Raw genomic sequence first — 12,812 nt, 5'->3', positions numbered from 1 at the left:
GAATCTCCGTGCAACCACTTCAGCTTCTGCCCGCCGTTGACGTAGTGAACGGGCAGGCCGTCCGCCTCCTGCAAGGCGAGGCCGGTTCCGAGACCGGTTACGGCGATCCCGCCGAGGCGGCCGCGAACTGGGCCGATCAGGGCGCCACATGGATCCACCTCGTGGACCTTGATGCCGCGTTCGGCCGCGGATCGAATCACGAACTACTGGCACGCATCGTCCGCGACGTACCCGTACGCGTGGAGTTAACCGGAGGCATTCGGGATGATGCCAGCCTCCAGCGCGCCCTCGATGCCGGTGCCGCCCGCGTCAACATCGGTACTGCCGCACTCGAGAACCCGGATTGGACTGCGAAGGTGATCGAACGCTTCGGGCAGAGCGTGGCCGTGGGACTGGACGTTCGGGGCGAGGTACTTGCGGGCCGTGGTTGGACCAGTGAGGGCGGCAACCTGTGGGACGTATTGGCACAGTTGGAAGCAGCAGGATGCTCCCGTTACGTGGTGACTGACGTGACGAAGGACGGCACCCTGACTGGCCCCAACACGGATCTTCTCAGCAGGGTTGCCCGCACCGCGAAGGCACCCGTTGTAGCCTCGGGAGGGATTTCTTCCCTCGACGATCTTGCCGCCCTGCGCGAGTTGGTTCCCGCCGGGGTTGATAGCGCCATTGTGGGCAAGGCCTTGTACGAAGGCGCGTTTACGCTGGCGCAAGCTATCGAGATGGCGGGGGAGCAGCTCTAGTGGATTTTGAACGCTTGCTACGTCCGAACCCTTTTTCTGGCGACGACGGATCCGTCCAGCCCCAGATGGCCGCCGCATTGGCTGAATCGGATAATGCCAAACGCCAAGAATCTGTTGTTGCCGCGATTGGCACTGGGCGCCTATTTCTCGCCGTACAGCCGCACGCGCATCCAGGTGTGGGAGGTGATGGTGCGATCAAGGAACACGACCCCGAGGGGGTTAACGAGGCCGCTCAGGAGGAAGCTGGCGCTCTCACAGTTGCGGCCCCGGGTGGGCTCAGGGCCATGCCGGCCTTTACTTCGATGGCCTCGCTCACTGCGTTTGATACGCAGGCTCGCCCACTGCCCCTCGAGGGGCAGGCCGTTGCCGCGCAAGCACTGCTCAATACCGGCATCATCGCGCTCGATCCGACGGATATGAATGGCGCGGATGCCACCTATGTTGGCCGTACTGCAACAGTCAGCCTAGCGATGGACGAACCGTGGTTCGCTCCGTGGCTGGATCCTACGTTGGCCGATAAGCTCGAGGAGGCAATCGCTGGGAGCCACGAAGCCCTAACGGTAAAGGTCCAGGCGGGCCCGCGTGGGCTTGTGCGGCTGACATTGAGAATGTCTGATTTTGCCACACAGGCCGACGCGATGGAGGCTGCCGAAAAGCTAATCGACGTCTCCCGCAACGATAGTTACGTTGCATCCCGCCTGGACCTTATCGAGGTAGTTCCGGTTCGTCTGGCCTAAACCTCACCTCCCTTTCGCCTGCGGACCGAGACCAGGACGATTCCTGCAGCAACCGCAAGGATGGCCGCGGCGATCAACCCGCCAACCTGAGCTCCAGTGAAGCTCAAATCATTGTCCGATCCGCCCGTGTTATTACCATCGCCGTCGTTCCCTCCACCGCTAGTTGTTGTGATCTGAATATTGGCGCTGGCCTCTAGTCCAGAATCAGCGCCGCTCGCGACGATCTGGTGCTTACCATTGGTGGTATCAGCCGGGATAGTTACCACCTGAGAGAAGCCGCCCGAACTGTTCGTTGTCACGGTGGCTAGCTCCACCGGATCCGAATGCAGCTCCAGCGAAACAGCTTCCTTCGTTTCGAAGCCCTTGCCGGTCACCGTGACAGACTCACCCGCCATGACCTCGATGTCCGAGAGAACAATCGACGGTTCATCGGCGGAAGCCTCTTCCACAGTGATGGCCACCGTGTTGGAGGAGGAGTTGGTGAATGCAGTGTCGTCGTCGGAAATAAACTCCGCAACTACGCCGTGTCCACCGCTGGAATTGAAACTTACGTCAATTAACGCCGTACCGCCCGCAACTGGCGCTGTTCCCAACAACTCGTCGTTCTCCACGAAGCGGACGGAACCTTCTGCGTTCGCAGGTTCAACGGTTGCCTTGAGCTCAACGGATTGTCCCACCTGCGGTGCTTCCGGAGATGCGGAGAGCGCAGTTGTGGTCTGTTCGGGGCCAGGTACGGCTTCCTTGATGGTGATGGTCACGCGAGCGGGAACCTCGGATTCAGTGCCCACGGCCGAAACCACGCAATCGCCCGCTCCTGCATCCTTCGGGATATCGATGGATGCGGTGAAGCCACCTTCGTCATTCGCGGAAACGGTCTGGACCGAATCGCCGCTGGTGACCTGGACATCCTCACCGGGCTTGAAACCGGCGCCCGTGAGCGAGACCGTGTCTCCAGCGTTAGCCGAATTCGGATCTGCGCTGAGCGTGGGCTCGTAGGCATCGGTCTCAGTGACCTCAATGGTGACCTCGGCGGTGACGGACTTTAGGCCATCATCCACGGTCACTATCGCGGTGTAATCGCCAGCCTCAGCGAAGGTATGGGTGCCTGAGATCGCGCCGTCTTCAACAGCGGCCTCATCGGTTGCGCTCCCATCACCCCAATTGATCGTGGCGGACTGATCCTCAGCGCCACCTTCAACCGTTGCGAGTACATCGGAGAGCTCCGCACCCTGCTCAACAGTGAGGCCCTCGGCGGGCGTCACTGTCAGTTCGTCTGAAACGCTGCGATCACCATCGGATGCGATGGCGAAGATGTGGGGGCGGCCGTCGTTGCGGAGCGTGCCCTTATCCTGCGGCAACGTGAGGCTCACGGCTACCTTGGGGGCGCCGTCATCATCGGTATCGATCGTCAGCGGCTTTGTGGCGTAGACAGCGGTATTCTTTACCGTTCCCTCGGGAGTTGTACCAGAGTACCGGCCCTCGGAAAGGCCAACCACGGTATTGCCAAATACCGGATCGCCTGATGCGCCCACCCAATCACCGAACTGGACGGGAACCTCCTGCGTGGAGCCGTCGGAGAACGTGAGAGTGGCCGTGAGGTCCTTCTTGTTCTCTGTGGCTGCACCGATCAGCGAGAGCTGGGTTGCTCCCTCACCAAGATTCACCGCGAAGGTTTGGCCCTCCGTGGTGATGTTATCCGGCTTTTCGGGCACGAACTCTGGCAGGTCGAAGCTGAGCTCTGTTCCGTCAAGATCGATGGTCTCACCTTGAGTGAATCCGTCTTCCGCAAGGCTCTCCCGCATGTAGCCGTAACCCTGACCGTCGCAGCTTGCGGGATACGTTGAATCGGCTATGCACGTGTTATTGAACATGCCGATGAACGTCTCATCGCGGCTCACGTTGACGGTTGTGGTTGCCGTTGCGGCACCCCCTTGGGAATCGGTGGCAGTCAAAGTGATCGTGTAGGTACCCGCGGCCGTATACGTGTGCGGCGCGGTGATGTCCCATCCGCCCAGCTTGTTCTTCTTAAGAACGCCATCTTCGGAATCTGAGCCGTCCCCGGCGGAAACCTTAACCGAGTAATCGCTTGCGTCTTCTTCCGCGCCCACCAGAGTGCCCAGCGTGGCCGAGACCTCGGTATCAACCTTCGCGGAGATTGGATCAGCAGGAGTCAGAACAAGGTCCGAGCTCTCCGCCGTCCCACCGAATAGCTCGATCTCAGCTAGAGCAACGTTCTTCGCCTCGGTGCCGGTCACGTCCAACTTATATGAGGTGAAGGCCGAGGCAGAGTCCACGGAGAAGGGACGTGTCTGTGTCCCGAACGGGAAAGACTCTCCTTCGCGTGAATCAATCTCCACCCAGGTTTCCCCGTCGAGTGAGCCCGATAGCGCCCAGCTTTCGGGTGCTCCCGCGCCCTCCAGTGCGGTGAGCGTGTAGCGCTCCAGTGCCACAGGGCCGGACCCGGACTTCCAGATGAGCGAGGCCTCGTTTCCTGTGAAGGTCACGGAGGACTTCATCGAGTTGTCGGAGAGCGAAGCAACTCCGCCCTTTTCGATCTCAGTATCCCCAGCGGCGCTGAACGTTCCGTACGTTGTGGCGTCCACTGCCATCTCCGGCACTTCCAGATCTTCGTCCAGATCCTTCGCACCCCAGTTGGAGGGCTCGCCGCTCATCGTGAACGTGAGGGTTCCGCCATCGCGGATGAGATCGCCATCGAAGGTTGTGGAATCGATCGATTCGCCGTTGATGTCAACACCAGCCACGTAGTTCTGGCCGGAGGAAGCTCCTTTAGCGTTCACTGTGAGGTGCTTGCCACCTAGGTTCACTGTGGCCGAGTCGAACATGGGTGAACCCACGGTGTAGTCACCGGAGCCCACAGCCAGCGGGTAGAACCCGAGGGTGGAGAACACGTACCATGCCGAAAACTCTCCGTTGTCCTCGTCGCCGGGGTATCCCTGACCGATGTCCGATCCAACGAACAAACGATCCTGAATGTCCGAGATTAGCTTCTGAGAACCGGACACATCGCCAGCTTCGCCGAGAACATAGGGGATGTGGTGAGCAACCTGATTGCTCATGCCCAGCATGCCCATTCGGACGTCGCGGGCCTCCCGGGCCTCATGAATGCTGGAGTAGGCAGCTTCTTCGGGTTCCGTGAGGAACTCGTGAATATTGTCGATCAGGCCCTGCCGGCCGCCGTACAGCGCGGCGAGGCCGTCAACGTTGTGAGGCGCGTGGTACCCGAAGGTCCAACCGCTGGCCTCCGTGAAGGCCCCTCCCCAATCCTTCTTATCGAAATCGGCACCGTCGCTGAAGGAGCCATCGGCGTTCCTAGATGTAAAGGTGCCAGCCTTCTCGTTGAACATGTTGACGAACTCTTCGCTGCGCGTCTCGAAATAGGCGGCCTCGTCCTCGAGTTGTTCAACGCGTTCCTCCGGTGTGTCGGGATCCTCCGCGAGGGCGGCCGCCATCTGCGCGATGCCGAAATCGTTGATGTATCCCTCAAGCCCCCAAGATGCGCTCTGGTGGGTGCTCTCCGGCGTGTAGCCGAGGAAGATCGAGGTTTCGAGCCCCTTGCGCCCAACTCCCGAGGAAGCCGGCTGCGCCGTCGCGTTCTTTACCGCGGCATCGTAGGCATCGAGCGCCTTCTCGTTGGACATCGACCCAGCCAGATACGCTTCAGCGAAGGCAACATCCGAGCTGGTTCCCGTCATCAAATCGGCGTAACCGGGAGAGGACCACCGAGCAACCCAACCACCATCGCGGTACTGCTGAACGAATCCGTCCACTAGTTCTTCGGCGAGGTCCGGGTAGAAGAACGCAATGGCTGGCCACTCGGTCCTGTAGGTATCCCAGAATCCGTTGTTGACGTACACCTTGCCGTCCACGAGCTTCGCATTCGTTTCGGTGTCACTGGCATCGCCCGATGTGGGGGATACCGGGCTCGCGTACGCATACGTAGGCGAATCCGCAGTGCCCGTGTTCTCGAACTGGGAGTTCGGGTACAGGTTCATGCGGTACAGGTCCGAGTACACGTTGACGAGCTGTTCGTCCGTTGCACCCTTGATGTCCGTGATCACGCCCAGACGATCGTTCCATTCGGCCTCAACGGCCTGCTGGACCGCGTCGAAGCTACGCCCATCAAGCTCAAGGCTGTAATTTTTCTGTGCCTGAGCAGAGGATATGAATGAGGTAGCAACGCGCAGCTCAACGGTCTTGTCTGATGATGTATCGAAGGCTGCGTAGCGGGCATCGCCACGGTCACCATTGGACGGTGTTCCAGCTGTTGCCGGCTTTGCGTCAAATATGCCATGCACATACATGCGGGTCCGGCCTGGGTAGCTTGTGCCGCCGTCGACCCAACCGGAAATCACGCCGTCCTCACTAACGGACAACTTCGAATCGCCGGTGACCTTGTCAACAAGGACGCTGCCCTTATCACCAGTGAAGGTGAAGGAGAAGACTCCGCCGTGATCTGTGGGAGTCACGGACGTTTCGATCCCGTTTTCAAACGCAACGGAGTACAGATCTGGACGCGCCACCTCGTTCTCGTGCTTAAAGGCCAGCTTCCGATCGCTCATATTCGAGGTAGGTGAATCGCCTGCCGCGGGCATGAATGTGAGCTGGTTGCGATCGCCCATCCAGATTGAGGGCTCGTGTGAAAAACCGATCCCGTTGAGTGTTGGCAGATTCTCAGAATTGTTCGCCGCCTGATACTGGTAGAGCGAGCCCGTGGAATCAGCGTTCGTCATGGGTGTGATGAAGTTGAATCCGTTGGGCCATGCGGCCGCCGGGAAGTTGTTGCCACGCGAGAAGCCTCCCGAGGAGTTGGTTCCGCGGCGGGTATCCACGTAGGAAATGAGTCCGTCGCTTGTATCGAGGGCCTCGGGCGTGGAAAGCTCAACATCGTCCACGTAGCCGCGGAACACGGTTCCAGCCGGTGCATCGGGAATGTCGTAGCTGAACAGGACCTTATCGATGCTCTTGCCCGCGAGGCCCGACAGATCGATCTTGATCGAGTTCCACTGATCCGGCCACAGGGCATCCGAAGCGCCCTGTACCGAAGCGTTCGCCGCAAATCCGTTCTGATCTGTCAGATCGCCGGCGGACAGTAGCGATCCGTCCGAAAGCAGCAGATCAACGGAGGCGTATGTGGAGGCATACGTCAGATCCGAATCCAAGACGGGGAAGATCTTGTAAGAGAGCTCCATGCCGTCCTTAATATCTACGTCCACGTCATAGAGTTCGTTAGTTGCCGAGGCCGCACCATCGGCCAGAATTCTGCCACCATACTCCAGCGACTTCAGACCAGTGAAGCCCACGCCGGTCTTGGCTGTATAAGAGCTGGACGGTCCCGTTCCCTGCTTGGACGTCATGGGCGTAGCTGTGTCCTCGATCCGTGAATCGATGAGCTCCCAGTCCGCGAGCTGGATCATGGTTTCACCGCCGTTCGCGGTGATATCAAGCTTGTAGTACGAGTATTCGTCGGAGGCTTCCGACAGCTCGTAATTGTTGGTCTTCAGCCGCCCGTCAAAAGTCTGGTCTTTTTGGGAATCAATCGTTTCCCACTTCTCGCCGTCATTCGATCCTAGAACCTCAAAGTCCTTCGGGTCGCGCTTTTCGGCATCGTTGGCGGATGTGAGCGTATACGAGGTGATCGCCGCGGGCTCCTCCAATTCGTACTGTGCCCACGCGGTCTTTTCCTTGACCAGCCACTTGCTCGACGGGTTGGCATCCGCAAGCGCAGTTGCTACCTCGCTCGGAGGGTTCTCACCAGATGCGCTAACTTCTGTGACGGAGCCAAGCAGGCTGCCAGGCTTGCCGGCCTGTCCCGTGAGATTGGTGGGGTCATCGTAGGGGGTTGATACTGCTACTTCTTTATCGTCATCTTCGAATGACGTGGCAAAGCCATCATCACCTTCCGGCGCCGCCGTGGCTCCCGGGGCAAGCGTGAGGACAAGGGTGCTCGCTGCAAACGCCGCGCCTACCCTCCCTGACACTCGCCTGTGACTACTTGATGGGCGTCTCATAACGTGGTGGTCTCCTTCGTCCAGTAGTGTGATCCGATCCAGCGCCTCTGACAACGCTGTCACGAATAGTGGCGAGTCTAGCATCTCAAATCACTATGTGGGAGTCCGAGATCACAGATAATAGAAGAATGACACACACTAACGTCACGCTTGCACAGGTGGCCACGGCTGCTGGAGTAAGCCTGAAGACGGCGTCCCGCGTATTGGCGGGCGAACCTCACGTGGCTCCTCAGACTCGCGAACGCGTCCTGAAGGAAGCTCGGGTGCTTGGTTATCGGCGGAACGCCGCGGCGAGCCTTTTGGCGAGTGGGCAACAAGCGGACGCAATTTCCGTGATCATCGGTGATATGACGAACCCCTTCTATGCTGCAATGGCGCAGGGTATCGAGGAACGCGCACGCGAGCACCGTATGATCCTTAGCTTGTCGAGTTCTGGCGAGGATCCAGATACCGAGTGGGAGTTGGCGAAAGGTGCGGCCCGGCAGAGGTCCCGAGCACTGATCGTTGTGTCCTCGATGGAGGACAATTCGCAATATCTTGACCTAGTCCGGACCGGCCTTACCGTTGTCTTCGTAGATCGCGAGCCGCGGGCTATTCAAGCAGATTCCGTGGTACTCGACAATGAAGCAGGTGGCAGGTTGGCCGCTACGCACCTACTAGAGCATGGTCATACCCGTATTTCATATGTGGGGGACTACGAATGGCTTCCCACCCAACAGGCCAGACTGGCTGGCTTTTCCGACGCGATGTCTGAGGCGGGCATTTCGAATTGGGAGCGCCTGGTTCGCAAGGATGCTCATGATGTTGCTCGGGCCCGCGAGATAGTCCGCGAATTGCTCGATCTGGAGGCCCCGCCCACGGCCTTCGTAGGTGGAAATAATAGATCCGCACTGGCCATTTTGCACGAGGTACATTCGCGGTATCCCGTTGGACGCCGTCCGGCCATGATTGGGTTCGACGACGTCGAATGGGCCGGCGTACTCGGGCTCTCCGTAATATCACATGATTCACGAGACATGGGGCGGCAGGCGGCGGATTTGGCGTTTGCGCGCATCGAGGATCCGAGTAAGGAAGCAGAGATGATTGAGTTGCCAGTTGCCCTGACTGAGCGTGGCTCGGGGGAGCGGCCTCCCTTTTCCTAGATCCGCCTGTTGAGGTTTGGCGTTATTGGGGGCGGGGTTGAGTTGTAGGTGTGGCCGGTTGGTGTGGTGATGTTTCGGGTGCTGGTGTTGGTGGGGGTGTGGTGCCAGCCGGGGTTTTCTTTGGTGTAGTTACATCTGGCGCAGAGCCCGGTCCCGTTGCCAGCGCTTGTGTGGCCGCCTTTGGCGTAGGGGTGGGCGTGGTCTAAATGGGCGATGGGTGCGTTACACCACGGGGTCCGGCACTGCTGATCACGCAGAACCAGAGCTCGTCGTAGCGGACCGGTGAATTCACGCTTCCTCGTGTCAATCTTCGTGACCTCACCGGTGACCGGATCGGTCAACACGCGCCGTAGAAACACCCTAGCTGGGGTCTGGTGATCATGGACCGGGTCAAGCATGTCCCGCGCGAGTGCGGCGGGGATGGGACCATAGCCGGGCATCCACGCCGAGGTAAACACATCCTCGGCGTGCCGGCCCGTATTATCAATGACCGGAGCGTGGCTGGGGGTGGTTGTGGTGGTGCCGAGCAGTGTTTCGTCGGTCATGACCAACTGGACTTCGATGTTGACTGCCTCAGCATGGGATTGCCCCGTCAGGCGCTGGACCAATAGGTCGGCTTCGAGCTGGGTCGGGCCAGCCTGCACGGTTTCTTCGCTGAAGGCCATAGAGGTGGCGGTATCGTGGAGGGCTTTCTTACAGGCAAAGGCTTGCCCTAACGGTAGTAGGGCGGTTAGGTAGGCCATCCCCGAGGGTGCTGGGCGTATGTTCACCGCCCGCGCAGACTTAGCCAGGGCGTGGGCTTTAATATAAGCCACCGGGTCGGCCTGCTGGGCTAGGGCCCGGACCTCACCGGCCAGGCGGCGGGAACCGGTCTTTCCGTAGCGGGGTTCCATGTGGGTATCGATCGCGGTTTTGCCTGCCGGGTCCAGATGACTGGTTTCTTTGACCACCAGTCCCGACGTGTACTCGGACAGTCGCCCGTCGCACAGTGCTTCCAACGCGTGGGGCATGTCAGTGGTTAACGTGTGGGCGGTGCGGACCGCTGCGGATCCTTGCTGGGGTGAGACCCTCCTAGCGAGCCCGATCTCGCTGCCGATGCCTCTGGCTCGCTGTTCCAGCTTGATACCAGCATCTGCCTCGGCCTGATCACGACGATGGCGAAACTCCTCGGTCGCCACCACCTGGGCTGCGGCGGCAGCGCTTTTAATGTCCTCTAACAGGCGGATCTGATCAATACAGGCCGCCTCGCTACCAGCAGCCAGCCGTCCGCGCAGTAGATCCCGTACGATCTGCAGGACCCGCACGGCCCCGGCGGTGTCTTGGGAAACAGTCGTGGTGAGCACGGCGGCTGATTCGGCCATCCATGCCGCCTCGTGTGCAGCGTATTCCGCGTCAGTGGGTGGTGTGATTGGCACATCTGTTCCGCGAGCCTGATCTTCTACTGCGCTCACCGCACCCACCCCCTCGTGCCTACCAAGAAACTGTCACATGTCCGAATGATTGTTCTACCCCTAGTTTACCGAACGACCATTCGAAACACAATACCTAAACACACCCAAACAGCATCAATAAATACGGAGAGAGGAGAAAACGTCGTCGTCGTTAAAACACTAAAAATGGAAAGAGTGAAAGCAAGCTCACCAACACCGTGACGCTCCAACGATGCGGGGCACGGCCCAGATTTGCTACACTATTAGCCGACCGACCGGCGAAACCGCCGGAACGCAAGCGGAGAAATCCCACCTGGGTGCCTAGCGGTGCCGGGTCCTACGGTCCAGCCACGCATGTGGCTTGGGTTCGTATGCTCTTTGGGGAGTACTCCGTGCGCGCACGTCGAGGAATATGTTGAGGAGCAGCCATTAACAACGAACCAAGAGTCAATGAGCGCATCCACGTCGATCAGGTTCGCCTTGTCGGCCCGGGTGGTGAACAGGTAGGTGTCGTCCGCGTGGAGGATGCCCTCCGCCTTGCCCAAGAGTCTGGACTTGATCTGGTAGAAGTCGCGCCAAACTCCAACCCACCTGTCGCGAAGCTCATGGACTACGGGAAGTTCAAGTATGAGTCTGCTCAGAAGGCTCGTGAAGCTCGCCGGAATCAGTCCAATACGGTCATCAAGTCGATTCGGATCGGCCTGAAGATTGATGAGAACGATTACAACACGAAGAAGGGCCAAGCCGAACGCTTCCTTAATGGTGGCGATAAGGTGAAGTTCGATCTGCGTTTCAAGGGCCGCGAGCAGTCCCGCCCCGATCAGGGCGTGCGCTTGCTGCGCGGGATTGCTGAAGAGCTTTCTGAGATTTCCACGATCGAAGCCGCGCCACGCGCCGAGGGCCGCAACATGTCTATGGTGCTGGCCCCGCTGCGTAAGAAGTCTGAGGCTAAGTCCGATCAACGCCGCCGCCGCGAGGCAGAGCGTGAATCGCGCAGGGCCGAAAAGACACGCCGTTCAGGCGAGGAGCAAGACGAGGTGAAGCCAGCTGAGACGCCTCAGGCGCCAGCAAAGCCCTCCATGCCAATGCCTAAGCCGCCACGGGCTTCGAACTAGTTTTATCCGAGTACACCGCCGCAGGGAAACTGCGGCCCGAATGAGGGGCTAACAATGCCTAAGAATAAGACGCACTCCGGTGCCAAGAAGCGTTTCCGCGCCACAGGTAGCGGAAAGCTTATGCGCGAGCAGGCCAACAAGCGCCATCTGCTCGAAGTGAAGTCCAGCCGCCGCAAGCGCCGCCTGTCTAACGATCAGGTTCTGGACAAGGCAAACGCCAAGCAGGTCAAGAAGCTGCTCGGACGCTGAAGGTAGAAGGAGAACTCTTATGGCACGCGTTAAGCGCTCAGTAAACGCAAAGAAGAAGCGTCGTACAACACTCGATCGCGCCTCGGGTTACCGTGGCCAGCGTTCCCGCCTTTACCGTAAGGCGAAGGAACAGGTCACGCACTCAATGGTGTACAACTACCGCGACCGCAAGGTCCGGAAGAACGAGTTCCGCAAGCTGTGGATCCAGCGCATTAACGCCGGATGCCGTGCCGAGGGCATGACGTACAACCGTTTCATCCAGGGCTTGAACCTTGCTGGTATCGAAGTGAACCGCAAGCAGCTCGCCGAAATGGCTGTCAACGATCCCGAGGGATTCAAGGCTGTTGTCGAGTCGGCAAAGGCCGCTCTTCCTGAGGATGTCAACGCCCCCAAGGCCTGATTTACCTTATATACGAACGAAAAAACCCGGTCACGCACGCTCGTGGCCGGATTTTTTGTGCCATGAGGGACCGGATTGGGGAACCTCTCAGACCGTGTGGGAAGATGGGGCCATGACATCCCTGCGCCTCAAGCCCGCCACCCGTAACCAGCTCCAACGCGCCCAGAAGCTGCACCGCCGCGAACAGCGCACGCGCCATGGACAGTTCTTGGTGGAGGGTCCGCAGGCAGTACGCGAGGTGCTCGCGTGCGAGCCCGGCTTGATCCGGGACCTGTACGTGAGCGAGGGCGCCTTCGAGCGTTACCCCGAGATCCGCGAGTTGGCCGTGAGTGCCGGGGTGTGGACGCATATTGTCGACGACGACGCGCTTCGCGACCTCTCCGGCGATGGCCAAGGATTCGTTGTTGTGGCTGAGATGCCGCAGCAGCCCACGCTGGAGAGTTTGCTGGCGGACACGCAGCTTGCGATTGCCGCGGTGGGCGCATCCGACCCGGGCAATGTAGGGACCATCGTGCGCAGCGCCGATGCGGCGGGTGCAGGCGCAGTGCTCTTGACCAAGGGATGCGCCGAATTGACGGCGCCCAAGGTGGTCCGCTCAACGGTCGGTTCCCTTTTTCACGTCCCTGCTGCAACGAACCTAGACCTCGCTGAAATCATTGCTCAGGCGCATGCCGCGGGCATGCAGGTACTGGCTGCGGAAGGTACGGGGGAGTGGGACCTTCCGGCCCTCGTACAGGCGGCATATGGCGCGGGAGTAACTGGTGGACCGGACATTTCTCGCTCAACTCTATGGGTTGTGGGCAATGAGGCGCGCGGCTTCGATGGCGTGGATCTCTCAGAGGTAGATGCCAAGGTGGCCATACCGCTCTATGGGCAAGCTGAGTCCCTCAATGTCTCGGTGGCAGCATCCATTTGTCTGTATACAACCGCAATGGCGCAACGCACCGTTTCGTAGGACTAGGGTCCTGCT

General features: G+C 59.7%; 9 protein-coding genes. 7 read left to right on the top strand and 2 right to left on the bottom strand.

Going from position 1 to position 12,812, the window contains the following annotated elements:
• Positions 1–8: 8 nt before the first annotated feature.
• Both priA and DD236_RS06110 read left to right on the top strand, forming a co-directional pair.
• Positions 9–740, top strand: coding sequence for a bifunctional 1-(5-phosphoribosyl)-5-((5-phosphoribosylamino)methylideneamino)imidazole-4-carboxamide isomerase/phosphoribosylanthranilate isomerase PriA (gene priA, locus DD236_RS06115; RefSeq protein WP_243410026.1), 732 nt, complete (start codon positions 9–11; stop codon positions 738–740).
• Positions 740–1,477 carry an SseB family protein gene (locus tag DD236_RS06110; protein WP_109093508.1) on the top strand — a complete coding sequence of 246 codons (738 nt, stop codon included), beginning with the start codon at positions 740–742 and terminating at the stop codon, positions 1,475–1,477. The genes priA and DD236_RS06110 overlap by 1 nt, the downstream gene beginning before the upstream one ends.
• Here the strand turns inward: DD236_RS06110 and DD236_RS06105 are convergent.
• The gene (locus tag DD236_RS06105) at positions 1,474–7,476 is read right to left on the bottom strand and encodes a GH92 family glycosyl hydrolase (protein WP_165819844.1); all 6,003 of its coding nucleotides are present in this window, start codon (positions 7,474–7,476) and stop codon (positions 1,474–1,476) included. The genes DD236_RS06110 and DD236_RS06105 overlap by 4 nt on opposite strands.
• 158 nt (positions 7,477–7,634) lie before the next feature.
• Here DD236_RS06105 and DD236_RS06100 point away from each other — a divergent pair, with 158 nt between their 5' ends.
• Positions 7,635–8,648, top strand: a complete 1,014-nt coding sequence (locus DD236_RS06100; protein ID WP_165819843.1) for a LacI family DNA-binding transcriptional regulator — start codon at positions 7,635–7,637, stop codon at positions 8,646–8,648.
• On the opposite strand, the gene DD236_RS06095 is transcribed toward DD236_RS06100, so the two are convergent.
• A complete protein-coding gene (locus tag DD236_RS06095) occupies positions 8,645–10,099 on the bottom strand; it encodes an HNH endonuclease (protein ID WP_133246065.1) in 1,455 nt (484 codons plus the stop codon). The genes DD236_RS06100 and DD236_RS06095 overlap by 4 nt on opposite strands.
• A gap of 407 nt (positions 10,100–10,506) precedes the next feature.
• On the opposite strand from DD236_RS06095, the gene infC reads away from it, so the two are divergent.
• The 4 genes from infC to DD236_RS06075 all read left to right on the top strand — a co-directional run bounded on the left by infC (position 10,507) and on the right by DD236_RS06075 (position 12,797).
• Entirely contained in the window at positions 10,507–11,193 is a 687-nt protein-coding gene (infC, locus tag DD236_RS06090; RefSeq protein WP_109093504.1) for a translation initiation factor IF-3, read from the top strand.
• Positions 11,194–11,247: 54 nt separating this feature from the next.
• The gene (rpmI, locus tag DD236_RS06085; RefSeq protein WP_109093503.1) at positions 11,248–11,442 is read left to right on the top strand and encodes a 50S ribosomal protein L35; all 195 of its coding nucleotides are present in this window, start codon (positions 11,248–11,250) and stop codon (positions 11,440–11,442) included.
• Between the two features lie 19 nt (positions 11,443–11,461).
• Positions 11,462–11,842, top strand: a complete 381-nt coding sequence (gene rplT, locus DD236_RS06080; protein WP_109093502.1) for a 50S ribosomal protein L20 — start codon at positions 11,462–11,464, stop codon at positions 11,840–11,842.
• A 112-nt stretch (positions 11,843–11,954) separates the two neighbouring features.
• Positions 11,955–12,797, top strand: a complete 843-nt coding sequence (locus tag DD236_RS06075) for a TrmH family RNA methyltransferase (RefSeq protein WP_165819842.1) — start codon at positions 11,955–11,957, stop codon at positions 12,795–12,797.
• The last annotated feature ends 15 nt before the right edge of the window (positions 12,798–12,812 follow it).

It is taken from the genome of Ancrocorticia populi (assembly GCF_003123745.1).
Classification (GTDB): Bacteria; Actinomycetota; Actinomycetes; order Actinomycetales; family Actinomycetaceae; genus Ancrocorticia; species Ancrocorticia populi.
The sequence above is the reverse complement of the archived record's forward strand: the minus strand, read 5'-3'. Positions and strand labels throughout refer to the sequence as shown.

Coding starts and splice junctions, on each gene's coding strand:
- rplT (WP_109093502.1), top strand. CDS start 11,462: ATGGCACGCGTTAAGCGCTCAGTAAACGCAAAGAAGAAGCGTCGTACA.
- DD236_RS06100 (WP_165819843.1), top strand. CDS start 7,635: ATGACACACACTAACGTCACGCTTGCACAGGTGGCCACGGCTGCTGGA.
- rpmI (WP_109093503.1), top strand. CDS start 11,248: ATGCCTAAGAATAAGACGCACTCCGGTGCCAAGAAGCGTTTCCGCGCC.
- DD236_RS06075 (WP_165819842.1), top strand. CDS start 11,955: ATGACATCCCTGCGCCTCAAGCCCGCCACCCGTAACCAGCTCCAACGC.